Here is an 18,870-nt window from a genome sequence, read left to right as displayed (position 1 = left end):
ACTAGTCTTTGTTTTTACAGTCTGCATCTCCATTGGGGCCACGCTTTATATGGATATGCCTGGCTATCCAGAGGGACGCCATCGACGCAGCCGCCCCCACTGCGGCGCCTCCCAGTATATCTGTTGGATAGTGTACACCCACATACAGCCTGGAAAAGGCGATCAGGGACGCCAGGATCAGTGCAGCTGCGCCCCATCTTTTCGGCAGCATTCTATAATATACCAGCGCTGCCGCAAAAGAGGCGCATGTATGCCCTGATGGGAAGGAATAATCATGTGGTTTCCCAATCAGCAGCGTCAGGCCGTCCACCACCTCATAGGGCCGAATCCGCGCCACTATATTTTTCAGCGCCACATTGGTAATCAGCGCTCCCACTGCAAGTGCCATCAGCGCCGTAATCCCCACCCTCCTTGTACCTTTGGGAATCAAAAGTGCAGCGGAGCATACAATCCAGAACCATCCACCGTCACCCAAAGAAGTAATAAATATCCAAAAAGGATGCATCCACTCCTGACGTATAAATTCCTGTATATACAGCAGAATATTTCCGTCCATCTGTATCAGCGCTTCCATTCATCCTACCTCCTGCATGTATTCCTCTGGCAATAAAATGCCACTGTCCTGTACAACAGACAGTTATCATAGTATACCACATTTCCCGCTGGATTGGAAATAAGCATCTGTGCCATAATCACGAATGCCTCTGGACGTTCCCTCCTAAAAACGTTATACTACTTAAAAGGGCGGGCCACAGACAAAACCATTTTGGAGGATTACTACATGAAAAAAGTACATATAGCCATCATTATAGTTGCGGCGGCAGCGCTGATCGCCGTTGGGTTTCTGGGAGCCAGGCTTCTAAACAGGGAACCCCAGGTTTCAGTCAGCGCCACATCTATTGAAGAGCGCCTCAGTAAATGCAGTTCCCTCACCACTGCCAGGCTTGATTACCGGGGCATAATAAAATATTCTGAAGGTGAGATCCAGTTTATCAATAAAAAAAGCTTCTCCATGATTTATGATGCCCAGATCAAGGCGGGCATCGACCTGTCAAAGGCGGCCGTAAAAGTTTCCGGCAAGACCATCCAGATCACTATTCCCCAGCCTGAGATTCAGGATATCTCCATAGACTCAGACTCTCTGGAATTTTATGATGAAAAGTTCGCACTCTTTAACTGGACAGATAAGGAGGATACAGCAAAAGCCATGGCCTACGCAAAAGAGGATGCACAAGCCAAGGCCGGCCAGACAGATATCCTAAACCAGGCTTTGGAACAGGCCCGCACCGTCATTGAGACTTTGCTCCTGCCTGTCACCGAGGACACAAACAGTCCCTATCAATTGTCTGTGGACTACGAAGAGCCAAAGTCCCCTATGTAAGCATGTCCCCTTGGCTCGCTGCTGGGGGAAATGAAAAGGGACTGCCTCTTACGATACTCCAATCGCAAGAGGCAGTCCCTTTTCATTTTAATATTTATCAGATCCGCCATAATAAGCTGGTTCATCTACTGTATAAGATGCCGCCGGTACTTCTGGGGATGAAGGCTCTGCAGAGACTGTCTGTGCGTGCCCCCTAAGCCTGAACCTGTTCACAAGATCTTTCATAATCTGGGACTGGCCTGACAGCTCCTGGCTGGCAGCGGCGCTCTCCTCTGCCGTGGCAGAATTGGTCTGCACCACGCTGGAAATTTGGTCAATTCCCTGTGTAATCTGTGTAATGGCTGTTGCCTGGTTACTGCTTGCCTCGGAGATACGGTCGATAATCTCCGTTACCTCTTTCGCCCCATCTACAGCCTGCACCAATGATTTTGCCGTTTCGTCCACAATCTGTGTCCCATTCTCAACAGCCTTTATAGAATTTTCTATTAATACGGCTGTATTTTTGGAAGCTTCGGCGCTTTTGCTGGCCAGATTCCTCACCTCGTCTGCCACCACCGCAAAGCCTTTCCCCGCACTTCCGGCACGGGCCGCCTCAACGGCTGCATTGAGCGCCAGAATATTTGTCTGGAAAGCAATATCTTCTATAGTCTTAATGATCTTGCCTATCTCACTTGAGCATCCGCTGATATCTTCCATTGCCTGGATCATATCCTGCATTTTCTGGTTGCTCATGTTCATCTCTTCTCCCACATGGTTGGCCATGCTGCTTGCCTGCCCTGCATTTTCTGCATTTTGCTTTACCTTCTCAGAAACCTCTGTGATAGAGGCTGCCAGCTCTTCCACAGAACTTGCCTGCTCAGTGGCTCCCTGGGACAGTGCCTGGGCGCCGCTGGACACCTGGTCTGAGCCGCTTGCTACCTGATCCGCACTCTCGCTGATCTGCAGCATTGTGTCATTGAGCTTTTCAGCAATGGCCCTAAAGGAAACAAGTAATGAATGGAAGCCTCCGATATACTCGCTTTCACAGGTGGAATCTACCGTGAAATCGCCTGTTGCCATCTGTGCCAAGAACCGGTTCTCATCAGCGATGATCACCTGCAGCCGGCGCACCAGTTCTCTGATTTGGCCGGACAGCATACCAAGTTCATCCTTAGACTCATACTGAATCTCAACGTCTAAGTTACCCTGTGCCATCTGTATGGCGGCTTCCTGGATTTCAGCTATTGGTATCCTGATACCTCTGATAACAGCTACCGAGAATATAATGCCGATGATAATAATCACAATCATAACAATAGAAAGCATAATCAAAGCCGTCCGGTAGATGGAGGTGCTCTGAGCCCCCGCCGCAGTGCTTCCTTCTGTATTATATGTAATCAGCTCATTTACCGCCCCACTGACGGAATTATAAAGCTGACTGCATTCTCCTTCCAAAATAGTTCTTGCCTTTGTCTTATCTCCGCCCTTGGCAATATCCATCAGCTCAGAATCACGCTGGGAGTACTGGTTCCAATACTCTTTTACTGTATCAAGAAGCCTCTGTTCCTCTTCACTAGCCACTACCTCACTGTACGCATCAAAAAGCTGGTTCATATCACTTATTTCTTTTTCAAGATACTGCTGGCTTGCGCTCTCCCCATCCTGGGAAATAGACGCCAGATAACCCAGTTCATTCAACCGGATATTAGACATTGTCGTATCCATCTCCCTGGCCAGATCCACACTAGGAAGCCAGTTTCCGGTAATCTCTGTATTCCCCTGATTCAGCCTGCCCATCAAGAAAAAGGAGATCCCTCCTATCATGAACATTCCTATCAGTGCAATTCCGATAAGAAGATACAGCTTAAATCTAATTTTAAGATTCCTGATACTATTGACCATTTTATTTATACCTCCTTCTTATGGTCTTAATACGATGAATACTGCTCCCCATAATTTATACGGGTAGTTTTCATTCTGTTAGGCTATCTCTATCCATTCAAAGGATTCTATCAGCCAATATAATATATCGTCAACAATACATAAAAAGATAAGTAAAAAGGTGGGAATATATAAATATATTCTGCAAGGTGTCTGCTTTACAACTGCAGTACCCCTTATATCCGCCAATGGCTCTTATTTACGCCTCAAATCCCTTTGAAGAATGAAGCAATTACATCCTCACTTACAACCCCTATCCCGGCTGTATCTGTAAATTCACTTATATCGCAGACTAGGATATAATTGTCTTCCATCACCATCCAGGCTACATAATCGATACCATGGAGTGTATCCATATAAGAATAGGAGGACTTTATATATTTGATTTCTTTGCCCGATGACTGGATAACTGTTTCATCCTGAAACTGAAAATTATTATAGGACTCTTCCTCCTGATACTCCTGCATAAACGACTTATATGCCTCCATGTAATCCGCCTCTGTGTGGTATTCATCCATTAGGTTCAGGCTATACTGGATATAGTAGGAATTTCCCTGGGCATCCTCTTCGCTTGTAAAACTCAGATACTGGTTATCTGCATATTCATCCAACGTCATCCCTTCAGGGGCAGGGATGGATATCTCTTTTTCCTCATAAAAGTCTGTCAGTATATAATTCCCCTGGGCATCCTTTCTTACATCTGCCTGAGGCTCTTCTTCTGTCTCATATGGCAGATTCTGTGTATATGGGTCTTCCGAAAAATTAAAGAAATCTCCTGTTTCCTCAGATGCAAGCGCCTCCGGGGGCACTGTAATTTTCTCCACTGTATCATATCCATCAAAAGCCAGGATAAGCGACAGGGCCTCCAGTGACACCTCTGTGCCGTCCTCCTCCACAATCATACTGTCCGCATCGCTGACTGTCATTGTGACAGAAGCCGGAAGCATACTTTCACGGTATATTTTAATAGACATGTCTGCCTCCACATCTGAGAAATCTATATCCCCATAAGTCTCTCCCAGCATGTCGTCTGCCATTTTCCCAGCCTCCTGGAAGGTTTCCCCGTCCACCACTGTATCGATGACAAATACGTCCTTGCCATTCTCTTTCTCCAGCTCCTTCCTGAGCTTTAGTTCACTGTCTGTGGGCAGCAAGATGCCAGGTTTAAATATATCCGCATTTCCACTTTCTTCGATATTTTCAACTTCTTCCTGGCTCCATTGCCCGCCTATATTAGAATATATGACTGTGCCTGTCTTATCTTCATTTTCCACTCCATATACTTCCAGATCCATATTCATATCCATAAAATCAACGCCTAACGTTCCAGCCATATGGTATTCAGAGGGATCATTCGTGGCCTCGATATCCAGATCCATTCCTATGTCCAGCCCCATAGACATACCGTCCTGCTTTGCCTTTATAGTCATGGACATTTCCATATTGCCTGTAAAAGACTCAGCCTTTTGGGCATTTTCAGAAGCCTTCTCCACCAATTCCTGGGGTGTGGCCCTGCGGCAGCCTCCCAGAGCTAATATTGCAATACCTGCAGCTATGGCTGCTAACATTTTCTTTCTCATACTTTTATCCCCCTGTCTTATTTTGTATGTTCTCTATTACTGTCAAACTTCTGAGGCCCACCTCCACTCTCTTATCACCTTTACAGTAAAAATCAGTATGCCCCCGTTTTATGTAAGTACTATCATTATACTCTTATAATATTTGTGAGCGCAACGGAAAATTTCTGAAAATTCTTATTTTTTATACCTTATTGCGCTGCTAATATTCAATAAGTATACTATAATTATTTTTTCAGACTATTAAGGGATATAAAACGTATTATCGGGGTAAGTCTTTAACTTTCCCAATAAAAGAATGCTTTTATTTAGTAAAACTGCTATTAATTTTTCTGAAATTGCCGATATATTTTATATATTATATAAAAACCGGTTCTATTTGTATCCAAAAGCGTGAATTAGGATTCAGTTTTTTAAAAATAATTTCAGTAAAAAGGAGTGTGTATATATGAAGGTAGCAGAATCTAAACCTGATTTTAAAAATCAGGTTCTTGCACCCAGCCAGACATCCCCCCGGGCAGTATCACAAAGCCCAGAGACTACTTCTGAGACTGACATAAATAAACTTATCAACGACCTAAAAAATACTTACAAAAATATTGACTTTGATTTCATCTCTGTTAGCAGCGGCCAGATAAAAAACTATGCCACCTCACAAAGCGGCATAAATAACGTAGCTATCGCACCGGGACTTTTAGAGAAGATGCTCTCCGATGATTCTGTGCGTGCCAAGGTGGAACAGGTATTAAATTCACTCAACAGTTATCAGTTTTCTTCACAGGTGGAGGCTCTTCTGGTGAACAAGAAGCTGACCGGCATGGGACTGATACTGGACGAAAATGGCGAAGTTACCAAATGGACTGCCATGAAAGAACAGAAAACCCAGAACTTTTTCCCAGAAAATAAGCACCAGGCAGGCACACAGGATTTCTCCTGGAGCAAGACAAAGGAGGCCAAAAACCCCTACTCCAAACCTTATAAATATTCCCAGAGTTTTAATATGATGAGGCTTGCGGGAGCAAAAAACGTAGCCTCTGTCAGAGGTGTGATAGCAGCAAACCGCAGTGAAATCGCAAAAGTAAAGCTGGAAGTAACGGATGCCGCCGAGGCTGCTGTTATCATCCGCAGAATCAAGAATGTCATCCACAAAGGTGATATTAAAATAGCCAGGCTCCACAGAGAAGAACAGCTTCACCGAAGGCAGAAGGCAGCCAAAAAGCGCCTGAAGCTGAAACTGGAAAAGCAGTTAGCTGAGGAGCTCAGGCGGAAACGCACTGCCAGGAAGGCCCAGGAGCACTGCCAGACAGCCTGTATGGAAGATGTCTTTATCAAACCTTCCACGGCAGATTACCGTTTTAAGCAGATTGCAGACCAGTACACAAATACGATGTCTGGTTTTGTTCCTTCTGCCCCGGTTATCTCCGTTTCATCTCCCGCCCAGGCAGTGGAGGTAAGCGCCTCCCCTGTGAGCGTGGCCACAGTAGACTGTTCCGCATAATTCTGTCAGTAGGGCGCACCCTTACATACAGATAGAGCCTAGTGTCGCATCTTAAGAAAGGGGACGTCCGTAAATGAAAAATACGTCTTGCAGAGGAGTCCCCTTCTTAATGCAAGGCGTATTTTTGTACATATTGTTTAGGGGACTTTTTACAACGGCCCTATTTTCCTGGGAATCCAGGCCTTTTGTATTCTCAGTCCCCTCCCTTTTCTGCAGCTTTCATCCCATGTTCAAAGGCCTCTGCAGCCGGGTCTTTTATCCTGTACTTCCTGTACCATTCCTTATTTGCATCATTGCGCAGAACCTCCGACTGGTTCCTGGAGAGAAACCGTACAAGGGGGTATACATCTACCCATATCTCATTGTTTCCCTCCCGCTGGCTCTCATCAAAAATAAGCTGCAGCCCAAAATGAAGATGGCAGGTATCTATATTATTGACATTCTCCGTAGCACTGTATCCTGTCCGCCCCATATATCCGATCACATCCCCTGCCTGGACAACGTCCCCCTCCTCAAGAGATGCAGCAAAAGGCACGTTCTGCCTTAAGTGTGCATAGTAATAATACCGCCTGCCGTCAAAACTGTTGATCCCAATACGCCATCCTCCATATTGGTTCCACCCCATCACAGACACATAGCCGGACTCTGCCGCTATGATCGGAGTCCCTGTCTGGCCCATCATATCATGGCCCAGGTGGTTCCTCTGGTATCCATAGCTGCGCGAAACCCCAAAATCGTCATAATCTGAATAGGGGAATCCCTTGGCCGTGGGCCCAAAAGCCTTTAATCCATAGTACTTCTTCCATACCATTTTCTGGGTGCCTTCTTCCGTTTCCTGGATCTCATACTCTCCCACCATGCCGCCCAACACAGCCCCATATGCTTCCCGGTAATATCCGTAATACTGCATGTCGGCTGTCAGCTGTCCCATATCTGTATCCCCGGACAGAATCTTTTCAGCGGCATCCGCCATATCCTGCTCTTTATACTGTGTAAAATCCCCTCCATATTTTGCCCCCAGATAAGCCAGCAAATCGATCCAGCTTAAATGAATCTCCTCCCCATAGGTTTCTGTGTCATATGTATAGGCCTGCGCCAGTGCTTCATAGGTGACATTAAATTCGACCCATTTAATATAATCATCACTCTTTTCTTCCTCCTCCCCATTGTCCTTTATCTCCCCCTGGGTTAAAAGGGCAGGCCCCCTATAATCTGAGGCGACCCCAAAAAACCCAATTATCACAAGTAACAGAAGCGCCCTTCTGCTAAAAAGGAACAAATATTTACGCATGTACAGGCTCCAGTCCATAAACTCTTAACAGTTTATGCACCATGAACGCAACAAATACTTCTGAATATACTGAATACAAACAGTTCATATGATATCAGGAGCAGATTATGCATATCCTTTCCTCATTTTTATTTGCTCTCTCTGCAAATATAGACAGCTTTATTGTAGGCATGTCTTATGGAATTAAAAAATCTAATATTGATCTTTTAAAAAGCACTGTCATCAGCCTGATCACCCTGACCGGCACTGTGGTTTCCATTCTCATGGGTGCAGAGATCTCACAGTTTCTGCCGGCCTCTTCCACCCAGGCAATTGGCTGCTCACTTTTAATCGGCCTTGGGCTATACTATATAATAAAAGCTATTTGCAGCCATATAAGGCACCTGTTCAGGAGGTCTGAGGTGAAAACTTCCGAGCTGGCTTCCTGGGATGAAGCCATTCATTCCAGAGAAACTACCCTTCTCACCTTAAAAGAAGGAATATGGCTGGGGCTGGCCCTCTCAGTCAATAATTTCGGCATGGGGATCGGCGCAAGCATCACAGGCCTGAAGCTCATCCCCACAGCCATCTTATCTCTGGCCGTATCCGTTATTTTCCTATATTCCGGGAATTTCATCGGAAAAACAAAGATGCCCCATATCTCAGACAGAACTGCAGACATACTCTCAGGATTCATCCTTGTGGGACTCGGAATATATGAAATTCTAATTTAAGGAGTCTCCATAAGCCGAGCAAATTAGTGTGTGTTTGAACATGGCCTTCCGTGTCTTATTGGACATTCGTAATCCTATAAGTCTCCCCCGCCCTTTCGGGCATATATAAAGGGCGCCCATTAGGTACGCCCTTTTAGGATTCGAAAATGTGCCCCCAATATACGGCTTCTGCCATACTAACACATGGAAATGCCTTTTCAGGCACACACTAATTCCTGCTCGGCAAACAAAGCCTTTACAGTCTCCTCATATACTGGAAGCCTCTCTGATTTCTTTATTTTTTTCGCATACTTCTCATAGTTGGTAAACAAAGGGGCCATATAAAACCATAACTCTTTCATTTTGAATAGAATCGTCTTATCTCCGTACAAGATTGTTTTATACTCCTCATATATCTGCCCGTGGAAATCCTGGATTTGGTTCTTTGACAGAACCTCCCCCTTACGAATCATTGGGACAAGGCCGGGATTACATAAGATCCCCCTTCCCAACATGACACGCCCAACCCCTGGAAATGCCTTTGTAAACCGCTCATAGTCCGGCACTGTAAAAATATCCCCATTATAACAGACTTTACATCTGCATTGTTCCGCCGCCTCCGCAAAAACCGACCAGTCCGGCGTATTTTTGTACATATCTCTCTGCAGCCTGGGGTGTATAATCAGCTCTTTAAGGGGGTACTTATTATAAATTTCCATCAGCCTCGGAAATTCTTCTGCACTTTCCTTTCCAATTCTCGTCTTGACAGATATCTGCATATCCACCTTCTCAAAAATCTCCTCCATAAAGCTGTCCAGCCTGTCAGGAAAAGCCAGGAACCCGGATCCTCTCCCTTTGGCCACCACAGTTTTTGAGGGGCAGCCCAGATTCAGGTTCACCTCCTCATATCCATAGTATTTTAGCCTTGTGGCTGTCCTGATAAAATCTTCCGCCGAGTTCGTCAGGATCTGAGGCACCGCATACATGCCAATATTGTGCCTGGGGAGAATATTATTTTTCTCTTTTGAACTAAAATGCCCGAACTGGTTGGGACTGATAAATGGTATAAAGTATTTATCAATACATCCAAAATATGTATGATAGGCATTTCGGTAAATATAACCTGTAATCCCTTCTAGGGGAGCTAAATAAAACTTCATAATAATTGATTCCTTTTAGTTTGTACTATTGCCTGGATATTCCCTTCGTGCTATACTTCAAGTAAACAGGCCTGTACGAGGGGATCTGCCCTTACTGACGGGTGGCAGGCCAATCTGCAGCGCCAATATTTTTAAGGAGGTAACATAATATGGCAACAGAAATACGTCTTGCAGACCTTGTTGTTGACTGCCCTGATTCCAGAAAGCTCTGTGACTTTTATCTAGGGCTTCTTGGCTGGAAAGAGACAGAACTTTTCGGCAACCCGGCTGTTATCAGTGAAAATGGAGTTATGTTTGTATTTGTACAGGAAGAGGATTATGTACCTCCTGTATGGCCGGAAGAAGAGGGCAGGCAGCAAAAACAAATTCACTTTGATTTTCTTGTGCCTGATGTAGAGGCAGCGGTTGCCAAGGCAGAGGAATTGGGCGCCGTGAAGGCCAACTCCCAATTCGGCGGAGAGAATTTCACAACTATGCTGGATCCCGCCGGACATCCTCTCTGTCTGTGTAAAGCAGACTAATCCCCCCGGTTTAAAGCCGCAGCAAAGGCGTCTGATTTATGGATTATGCCTATTTCCCATAAATCAGGCGCCCCCTTAATTTATTCCATATATGGTTCTGTACATATCCATATGCCATATCATATATCCACAGCGCCGGCTGTCCCGCTGCAATCACCCCTGCTGTCCACAGCGGAGAAAGGCTTCTGTCAAAAAGCAGCTGTTCAAACAATAGTACCGCCGGAATATAGAGAATATTAAATATTGAATATTTCATAATCCATAGCAGGACTTTACGGTTCACTTTCCCAGACAGCCGGCCAAGCGCATTCCAGGCTGCTTCTCCAGCCAGTATATAAAATCCCATAGCCGCAAATGATACTACATAAAACTTATTCGGCGCTGTTATGAACCCTAACAAAACAGCAGCCAGATAAAAGGCAGTCCCTGTGCGCAACCCCATTTCCCGGATGATAATCCCCACAAAATAGGATGCGGCCGCAAGAAGAAACAATGTATTTGTCTCTATAATACTGCTCAGTGCCATACACACAATTGTAAGTGCGAGGAATAATCCTCCAAAAGCCATCTTCCTAGCCTTTATATGCATGAACAAAGATCCCCTCCCATACATTCGCATAGTGTATCCGCACACCACAGGTCACAGCACAGGTTCCCTGTCCCGCAGGAACTTCCGCCTGTCCCATAACCGCCTCCAAAGGGACTGTTCTGGTAACGCTGGCTGTTCCACTCCAGTTGATTTAAGAGCTGCCTGTACTGAGGATTATTGGGGTCCATATTCACGGCCTGCCCGGCATGGTCCCTGGCAAGGATGTTATTCCCGATCCCTGCATTGGCGGCTGCACTCAGATAATACCACTGGGCATCCCTGTTGGGCATACGGCTCAATAGATTCAGGGCTTCCCTGTAACGCCTGGAATTGATAAAATTATAAGCGGCCTGTATTTCTACATTCTGTTCACTGCCAGATGAAGAACCTTGCTGGTATCCCCCTGCAGCAGACTGGCCATATCCGTAGCCATAACTGCCGGAAGCGCCCTGCTCCCGCTCCTTCATAATTGTATCATATGCCTCCTGTACTTCCTTGAACTTCTCCTCAGCCAAATCTGCCAGTGGATTATTAACATTCGCATCTGGATGGTATTTCCTTGTCAAATCTCTGTAAGCTCTTTTTACTTCATCGTCCGATGCGTTGGGGGAGACTCCCAGCACCTCATATGGATTTTTCATCATAACTGTCCTTCCTCACTTTTCCTGCGTTGTTCCTGTATTTTCCGATATTTAGTCCATACACCATCATATAATATATTGCGGATAATGTCCACATCTTCCAGGCATGGCAGTTTTTCAAACTCTGCGCTGCACTCTGCTATCATCATACAGAGCATTTCCCTGCACCGGTCTTCGTACCCAGCTTTTAAGGATATCTCTTTCAGCGGGTTATAGCAGCCCTCTTTTACATCCTTCTCTAAATCCTCATAGGCATCCATAATATATATATACTTGCCTAAATAAAACCCCATTCTTTTAAGGCGGCCTTCCCACTGGTCCTGCCGGTAGGCAAACAGCTCTGCCATCAGCCTGCCAAAGCATCCAGCCGCCTTGTCAATATCTGCCTGCCCTGCCTTCTCGCACAGCGACAGCGCCCTAAGCTCCCTTCTGACCGCCTGGCACTGCTTGGGATATCTGGACATCACTTTCTTCACCTTGCCCCTGAGAGCGCAGGTGCCTGCCAACCCACTGGCTTTCTTTTCATCTGCCCAGTTATCCCTCATATGGTAATAGGCAAGCACCACATTCATATCCGCGGCATAAGATGTAATCTCATTGTACAGCATCCCCTGTTTCCTGACCGGATGCACCTTACATCTGCAGTTTATCATAGTGGTCTCAGGCTCATACAGAGAGGTCAGCAGGACAATCAAAAAAGTCATATCGTAAGTCAGTGTGAGCTGCCCCAGTCCGCCATGCCTTTTCTTGAGCGTATGGCAGAGCCCGCAGTAATATGCTTTATATTTTTTTAAATCTTTTACCTTAAGCTCAGGCTCGCAGACCGTCACATAACCAAACATACTTTATTATTATCATGTACCAAAACAGTACATTTACTCCTTTTTACACATATGTAAGGTATTATAGCATTAAATAGCACAGTTGCAAAGATATTACATATAAATTTCATTTTTCTGCCGTCACATCCAATGGAAAACCGCCTACCCTAAAGTGTCCTTTTAGAATAGGCGGAATTGAATCCTTCATATTTTATTATCACGGTATGTATCTGCCCTTTTAACTGTGGGCCAATTGGCAAAAATGCAGCAGGGCGCCCTCTCCCTTGCACCTTGGCAATACCTTCAGCCGCTTTTATTACACGCCTCCCAGACAGCCTTCTGTGCTCTGCTCTGCACCTCCAAGGCAGCCTTCCGTGCTCTGTTCTGCACCTCCAAGGCAGCTCTCTGTACTCTGCTCTGGCGCAGGCGCAGGTTCTGTATATGGCTCCTCATAAGTCTGAGAGTAGTCTGGCTCTGTGTAGGATTCCTGATACTGCGGCTCTGCTGCCTGGGCATTGGCTGCCGCCTGGTTCTCTGCTGCTGCCGCTGCCTGGGCCTCCGCTGCGCCTGGGCATCTGCCGCTGCCTGTGTGTCCGCCGCTGCTTTTTCCGCCGCTGCCCTTGCCGCCGCTTCCTGCTCTCTCTGCGCCTTCAGCCCAAGTTCCTGCTCCTTCGTACTTACCTGCTCCTTAGAAGTCTTACTTGTATACTCCAGAAAAGCAACGTCATCGGCAATTTTGACTGACACCTCTTCCATGTCCTCAAAAGGGAATCCAGAAAGCTGGTAAGTTTTTCCATCTGCAAGTGTCAGGTTCACATCAAAAGAAGGTTTTACCGCCTTATCAGAAGCTACTGCTGTATTGCTGTCCTTCTCAGGGGTATAATACAGCCTTACTGTCTGATCCTTCTTAAATGTCTTCCCTGACGGAATCATATTCCCCGGCCATTCTGTTTTATCTGTACTTTTAACAGCTATGCCCGTAATATCCTGCCCTGCCGCGTTTGTAATAAGAACCTCATATGCCCCCTCGGCCTTACTCCCGATAGTCTCATACTCTTTCTCCTGGACTTCTTTTACAGTCTCTTTTTTTTCTTTCTTATCTGCGCTTTCCTCTTTCTCTTCCTTTGTACATCCCGCCATAAATACACAGACACACATTGCCGCCAGCAGGATTCCCCAAAATTTCTTCTTCATTTTCCTTCTCCTTATTTGTTTGTGATTGTTTTCTTTTGCACTGTGTAGGTCCCGCCTTGTCCGGAAACTATCACCTCTATATCAAAATCTGTACCCTGCGGAATATTCTTTTCAAGCAGATACAGTTGATATCCACAGTCTCTCTTTTCTTGATCTTCTGAGTCCGCCAAAGTTCCATAGGCCTCCCATGCAATGCCTGTAGGCTGCCCCGACGGATAGACAGATATATAGATCCGGCTCTTTTCTTCTATATATTCCGGATCTATAATCCCTTCCACCATATAATAGGATCCATTCATCCGGGTCGAAATACTGGTATCGGAATCTACAGTCTCTTTTGCACTCAATTGTACAGCAGGCCCCTGCATAATGGGCGGTTCCTCAATAATAGATGAAATCCGCCGCTCCACCCTCTCCACCACCACATAGTCCGGTTTATACTGAACTATGTCTGCCAGGCTGTAGGGAACCAGCTTCGTATAATATGTATTCTCAAACTCATCTGCAAAAAGAGGGAACAGCGTATTTCCAAAAGAATCTCTGTACATAAGGACAGAACCGGTGCCTTGAGGATTTGCTGCGGAAATCCAGTCTCCCTCCACATCTTTCTCCTCACTTGTATACTGCCATGTTTCTTCCTTGAGCCATGTATAGTTAAGTTCTGGTTTGGCCCCCAGAGGATACAGCATAGTATTTAAATCCCCCAGGTAATCTGTATTTTCCTCATAGGGAATGTTAAGATAGCTTTCATGTTCTTTGCCCAGCGCGTCCAATATAGTATTATAGGCAAGCACTGCCCCTTTGTTATTCCAATGGGAATCCCGCTTCAGATAAAGAACCTCCTCTTCTTTGAGGAATGCACTCTTTAGGTCAATATAGCTGACCCCCTCCTCCGCCAGGTACAGCATCAGCCTGTCCAGGTTATTTTCACTGCCTTTCTTATAATAATAGGGCATATGTGCGTCATAGAGGGAATTTTTGTTTGGGGAAACGGTATAATAAAATTTACTTCCAAGAGCCTCTGTCATATCCTGCATCATGGACAAGGTATGTGCAATATTATACAGGCTCCTGTCTGAAAGCATATCCGTACCCTGGTAATCGTCCGTCGTCTCCGAGTAGTAAAGCCATCCGCCGCTGCCCAGCAGGACCTGGCTCTCAGGCGAGGTCTTTATAACCTTGCTCCTGAGGATGGCATTGGCGGAAACCAACTCCTGCCTGAAAGCAAAATGATCCTCAAAGTACTCCCCCATGTCACTCAAAAACCTATGGTTCCAACCACCGTCAGTACTGAAAAGCACAGGAAATTCCTTTAATTCTTTGTTCTCTGTAGTCTGTGTGGTGGGCGCTACCCCCATACCGGCAAAGGGCAGGATGAGAAGCAGAAATACCACGATGATATAGACAGTTAATATTTTTTTATTCATGTCCATCCCTTCTAAAACCTAAAATAAATAAACGGGTTATATGTCCCGCCTGCCAAGGCCATCACGGATAATACCAACAGAACCATGCTTCCCACATATCCTGCCCCTTCCCAAAACTGCCTGGCATTCTTCCCTGCCCGGTTCTTCTTACTCTCCAGCACTTCTTTCACAGGAAACATAAAAATAACTGCAGCCATCATTGTAGCCACAAAGAGCGGGGTCAGCTGGTTCAGTCCTAAAACCACAGCTTCATGCTCAAAGTGGTATCCGGTAAACATCTGCCCGATCACATATAAACCCTGCCCCAGCGTGTCCGCCCTAAACATGACAAAACCAGCACATACGATCAAAAGGGTATAGATATGCCCCAATATTCTAGGCAGCTTCTTAACTGGAAGCCATTCTTCCAGCAGCAGGAAGAACCCATGAAAAAGTCCCCATACCACAAACGTCCAATTTGCCCCGTGCCATAAGCCTGTAGCAAAAAACACGATCAGCTTATTTAAGCAGGTGCGCACACGCCCTTTGCGGTTCCCTCCAAGGGGAATATATAAATACTCCTTAAACCAGGTACTAAGGGAGATATGCCATCTCCTCCAGAACTCCTGGATATTTACGGAAACATATGGATACCTGAAGTTCTCCAGGAATGTAAACCCAAACATATGCCCCAACCCGATTGCCATATCACTGTAACCGCTGAAATCATAATAAATCTGCATCATATAAGCCACCGCCCCGATCCAGGCAGAGACTATATTTATCTCCCCGGCAGAGGCGCTAAAGACAGCATCTGCCGCTGCAGCAGCCACATTGGAAATCAGCACCTTTTTGGCCAGACCCATTATAAAACGCCGAAGTCCCATGGCAATTCCGGGAATCGAAGCGCTCCTTTTGTCTATCTGATTTTGTATATCGTGATATTTTACAATGGGCCCTGCAATCAACTGTGGGAAAAAAGAAATGTACAGCAGTACATTCAAATAACTTTTTTGGGCCTTTACCTCACAGCGGTATACATCAATCACATAGGACATTGCCTGAAACGTAAAAAAGGAAATCCCAATAGGAAGTTCGATTCCAGGAAGGGGAATATCCAGGCCAAATATGCTGTCCACACTGCTGATGAACATATCCGCATATTTATATACAGCCAGGACTCCCAGGTTTACAATAACTGTAACCGCCAGCCATGCTTTTCTCCCTTTCTCCCCGCTGCCCTCAATACATCGCCCGAATATGTAATTCATCAGGGTGCTTGCTATCATCAGTAAAACATATACTGGCTCGCCATAAGCATAGAACATCAGGCTGAATACAATCAGCAGAATATTCTTTGCCCTTATTCCAGGTACCATATAATAGAGCAGAAAAACAGTGGGAAGGAAAACACATAAAAATACCATTGAGCTAAATACCATAACTATTGTTCTCCTTAAAAAGGCCGACTATGCCTGTATAAACAGACATAGCCGCCTTCTTCTCTAAATCCTTATTGATAATTTAACCTGGCTGAACCATATGTTACCATGTAGAAGTTTCCTCCTAGTTCATATTCTGCCTCCGGGTCACAGACATATGTGGTCCCGTCAATATCTATCTCCACCCAGCTGTGGGGGCCTGTACCTCCGGCAGCCAGGCCTACGCCGCCCTCAATATACCGTGCACTGAAGCCAAGCCGTTTGGCCGCTCCTGCAAACGCGGCGGCATAGCAGTAGCAATTTCCACGGCGGTTCTCCACGGCATAGATAGCATAGCCTTCCTCCCTTGTATATCCAGCCGGAGGATCCATGGGAATCGGCAGCGTCTGATACGAAAGGTTATTTACAACCCATGAATAACAGGAATACAAATCTGTGCCCGCCTCGTTGATAATGGTGTCAATAGCGTTATTATATCTCGGAAGATAGATTGTGTCCTGGAAATATCCTGATGTACTCCCAGGCGCCGCCGCTGTCTTCATGGTGATCACTACCTGTATGGCCTCAACTCTGTAGCTACAGTTCTGTGTGCCTGCTGTCTGCCCATTCTTCGCCCATCCAAGCCATCCATATTTCTCTACGTGGGCGCGGTAATAGACAGAACAGTATTTTTCCAGCTCACCGGTCAGCTTAACCTCAAAGGACTCCAGCCTCTTGCCGGCAGTGGTGCTCCCCGCAATCTCTCCATTTGACTTCCAGTCCTGCCATCCGGTGCTCTGCATATATGCCCGGTATGTAATGCCTCCTTCGAACTGGCTGCCGTCAAGCTGCATCTTAATTGCCTCTATTTTCTTCTTCTGGCCAGTGGTGCCTGCCTCCGCCGGACTTGTCACGGCTCCGTTCCATCCGATTACGCCTATCCACGGCTCATAAGTCAGTGTCCCAACGCCCGTATCTTCGATGGAAGGGCGCCCGCCTCCTGACGGGGCGTCACTGCTGCCCTTCTTGACAAGCCGGATCTCCAGCGCTTCTATGGATCTGGCTGTGCCCGTGGTGCCCGCAGTCTCTCCGTTTTTTGCCCATCCTAAGTCTCCCCAGGTAGAACAATGCACTTTATAATAAATGTCATACTGCTCTGCCATCTGGCCCGTAAGCTGTATCTGGAACGCTTCCAGGCGCTTGCCTTTGCCCTCCGTGCCGGCAACTTCCCCTTCCTGGACCCAATCCATCCAGCCATAACTTTGAGAATGGGCGCGGTATGTAATTCCGCCTTCTAAGGGAACCCCGTCTTCACCAGCAGGGTTAGATAAGTAAATCTTCATGGCCTCCATACGCTTTTTCTGGCCTGTAGTCCCACTCATCTGGCCGTCTGCAACCGACTGCATCCATCCATAAGTCTGCACATGGGATGTATAGGTGACATTCCCCATATCACTCGGGGTGAAGTAACTCCTTTTACTCTGCTCCGGCGCATCCTGGCTGCCTTTTTCAATCAGTCGGATGGTGATCGCCTCGATTGATTTGGCAAAGCCTTCTGAGCCTGCCATCTCTCCATTTTTCGCCCACCCCAGGTCTCCGAATGTTGCACAGTGTACTTTATAATAAATATCATATTTTTCTGCCAGAGTCCCTGTCAGCCGGATACAGATGGCCTCCAGACGCTTGCCCATGCCCTCGGTTCCTCCTACGGCCCCGTCTGACACCCAATCCTTCCATCCCACTGTCTGGGAATGTGTCTTATATTCAACGGAACCCGTCAGCGCCTCAGCCTGAGCGCCAGTCCCATTCTCTGTCCCCTGGCTCAGTCCTTCTATACGGATGCGGACAGCCTCCAGGCGCTTTTTCTCGCCCGTAGTTCCCGCGGACTCCCCGTCGGATACTTCGTCCATCCACCCATAGGTCTGTGCATGGGCGGAATATTTTAATACCGGCTTAGCCGGCTCTGAAGCCTGAGATAACTCCGGTTCACCGATCTTTGCTTTCTGGGGATCCTGGGCCTCTCCGGCCTCCGTAACCCCGCCTGCCTCAGCCTCATTTTCTGCTGCTGTCCCGGCGCCTTCTTCACTTGGAACACTCTCTGCCTGTCCGCCATCGGCAGAAGGCGCGCTGTCAGGTATTTCCGTCTCATCGCCCTGCCCGTCAAAGTTCTCATTCTCTCCAGGGTTCTGCACTACTGTGCTGCCAGGATCTGAAACGGCTTCATCAGGCACTGTACTCTCTGTTCCCCCCTCTTGCAGTATGGCCGCCGAGTCCTGCCCCGCCAAGTCAGTGCCGTCCCCTTCCTCAGCATACACTGGCACGGCACACTGAATGAGCATAAATGAAGTCAAAAGAATACCCAGACATTTTTTCCAGATCTTATGTTTTCTCATCTTGTACTTTCCTCCCTCATATCCCTTACTCTCTTCCTCGTATCCTACTAAAAATTCATCTGATACAACCCCCGCGCTCTTAGCCTGGCTGGCAAGTTCACGGCTAAAGCTGTAAAATAATGCATACTTATTGAACTGCTAATGTTCAATCAGGTACACCCAAAGGGCACCCCTTAACACATGTCCTTTGGACGGATAGACTTCGTCCAGCAAGGTACATAATAGTTGACAAACTTTTATATGTATCTTCACGAACAATTTGCCTAAAAATACATATAAATTATAAAATATAATTGGTATATTGTAAAGAAATATATTGGTAAGTTATGCTTATTGGACTACTATTGTTCAATAAGGGATGTCAT

At 46.4% G+C, this 18,870-nt stretch carries 16 protein-coding genes; 4 read left to right on the top strand and 12 right to left on the bottom strand.

Translation table 11 applies throughout. The features are described from left to right. Position 1 precedes the first annotated feature (1 nt). Positions 2 to 574, bottom strand: a complete 573-nt coding sequence (locus EFA47_RS05035; RefSeq protein ID WP_122642264.1) for a phosphatase PAP2 family protein — start codon at positions 572 to 574, stop codon at positions 2 to 4. A 207-nt stretch (positions 575 to 781) separates the two neighbouring features. On the opposite strand from EFA47_RS05035, the gene EFA47_RS05030 reads away from it, so the two are divergent. Further along, entirely contained in the window at positions 782 to 1,381 is a 600-nt protein-coding gene (locus EFA47_RS05030; protein WP_122642263.1) for a DUF4230 domain-containing protein, read from the top strand. An 87-nt stretch (positions 1,382 to 1,468) separates the two neighbouring features. Here EFA47_RS05030 and EFA47_RS05025 read toward each other — a convergent pair whose 3' ends face one another. Both EFA47_RS05025 and EFA47_RS05020 read right to left on the bottom strand, forming a co-directional pair. Next, positions 1,469 to 3,262, bottom strand: a complete 1,794-nt coding sequence (locus EFA47_RS05025; RefSeq protein WP_122642262.1) for a methyl-accepting chemotaxis protein — start codon at positions 3,260 to 3,262, stop codon at positions 1,469 to 1,471. A 245-nt stretch (positions 3,263 to 3,507) separates the two neighbouring features. Next, a complete protein-coding gene (locus tag EFA47_RS05020) occupies positions 3,508 to 4,881 on the bottom strand; it encodes a DUF6612 family protein (protein ID WP_122642261.1) in 1,374 nt (457 codons plus the stop codon). Positions 4,882 to 5,326: 445 nt separating this feature from the next. Here EFA47_RS05020 and EFA47_RS05015 point away from each other — a divergent pair, with 445 nt between their 5' ends. Then, entirely contained in the window at positions 5,327 to 6,376 is a 1,050-nt protein-coding gene (locus EFA47_RS05015) for a DUF6033 family protein (RefSeq protein WP_122642260.1), read from the top strand. Between the two features lie 193 nt (positions 6,377 to 6,569). On the opposite strand, the gene EFA47_RS05010 is transcribed toward EFA47_RS05015, so the two are convergent. Then, complete coding sequence (locus tag EFA47_RS05010; RefSeq protein WP_122642259.1) at positions 6,570 to 7,667, bottom strand: M23 family metallopeptidase; 1,098 nt, start codon at positions 7,665 to 7,667, stop codon at positions 6,570 to 6,572. A gap of 107 nt (positions 7,668 to 7,774) precedes the next feature. Here EFA47_RS05010 and EFA47_RS05005 point away from each other — a divergent pair, with 107 nt between their 5' ends. Then, a complete protein-coding gene (locus EFA47_RS05005) occupies positions 7,775 to 8,380 on the top strand; it encodes a manganese efflux pump (RefSeq protein WP_122642258.1) in 606 nt (201 codons plus the stop codon). Positions 8,381 to 8,577: 197 nt separating this feature from the next. Here the strand turns inward: EFA47_RS05005 and EFA47_RS05000 are convergent, their stop codons facing one another. Beyond that, on the bottom strand, positions 8,578 to 9,519 hold the full coding sequence (locus tag EFA47_RS05000) for a tRNA dihydrouridine synthase (protein ID WP_164689928.1): 942 nt from the start codon (positions 9,517 to 9,519) through the stop codon (positions 8,578 to 8,580). Positions 9,520 to 9,668: 149 nt separating this feature from the next. Between EFA47_RS05000 and EFA47_RS04995 the strand changes: the two genes are divergently transcribed. After that, a complete protein-coding gene (locus EFA47_RS04995) occupies positions 9,669 to 10,040 on the top strand; it encodes a VOC family protein (protein WP_122642256.1) in 372 nt (123 codons plus the stop codon). Between the two features lie 49 nt (positions 10,041 to 10,089). On the opposite strand, the gene EFA47_RS04990 is transcribed toward EFA47_RS04995, so the two are convergent. The 7 genes from EFA47_RS04990 to EFA47_RS04960 form a co-directional block, all read right to left on the bottom strand. Further along, positions 10,090 to 10,629, bottom strand: coding sequence for a hypothetical protein (locus EFA47_RS04990; protein ID WP_122642255.1), 540 nt, complete (start codon positions 10,627 to 10,629; stop codon positions 10,090 to 10,092). Then, positions 10,620 to 11,273 (bottom strand): J domain-containing protein, encoded by a 654-nt coding sequence (locus tag EFA47_RS04985; RefSeq protein WP_122642254.1) that lies wholly within the window; start codon positions 11,271 to 11,273, stop codon positions 10,620 to 10,622. Before EFA47_RS04985 ends, EFA47_RS04990 begins: the two co-directional genes overlap by 10 nt. Continuing rightward, positions 11,270 to 12,112 (bottom strand): DUF5685 family protein, encoded by an 843-nt coding sequence (locus tag EFA47_RS04980; protein WP_122642253.1) that lies wholly within the window; start codon positions 12,110 to 12,112, stop codon positions 11,270 to 11,272. The genes EFA47_RS04985 and EFA47_RS04980 overlap by 4 nt, the downstream gene beginning before the upstream one ends. A gap of 282 nt (positions 12,113 to 12,394) precedes the next feature. Next, positions 12,395 to 13,285 (bottom strand): hypothetical protein, encoded by an 891-nt coding sequence (locus EFA47_RS04975; RefSeq protein ID WP_122642252.1) that lies wholly within the window; start codon positions 13,283 to 13,285, stop codon positions 12,395 to 12,397. 11 nt (positions 13,286 to 13,296) lie between these two features. Continuing rightward, positions 13,297 to 14,712 (bottom strand): alginate O-acetyltransferase AlgX-related protein, encoded by a 1,416-nt coding sequence (locus tag EFA47_RS04970; RefSeq protein WP_164689927.1) that lies wholly within the window; start codon positions 14,710 to 14,712, stop codon positions 13,297 to 13,299. A gap of 11 nt (positions 14,713 to 14,723) precedes the next feature. After that, a complete protein-coding gene (locus tag EFA47_RS04965) occupies positions 14,724 to 16,133 on the bottom strand; it encodes an MBOAT family O-acyltransferase (RefSeq protein ID WP_122642250.1) in 1,410 nt (469 codons plus the stop codon). A gap of 71 nt (positions 16,134 to 16,204) precedes the next feature. Next, positions 16,205 to 18,505, bottom strand: a complete 2,301-nt coding sequence (locus EFA47_RS04960) for a transglutaminase domain-containing protein (protein ID WP_122642249.1) — start codon at positions 18,503 to 18,505, stop codon at positions 16,205 to 16,207. Positions 18,506 to 18,870 lie beyond the last annotated feature (365 nt).

This window comes from Luxibacter massiliensis (genome assembly GCF_900604355.1).
Lineage (GTDB): Bacteria > Bacillota > Clostridia > Lachnospirales > Lachnospiraceae > Luxibacter > Luxibacter massiliensis.
Note: the sequence above shows the minus strand (reverse complement) of the source record. Positions and strands in the feature narration are given on the sequence as shown.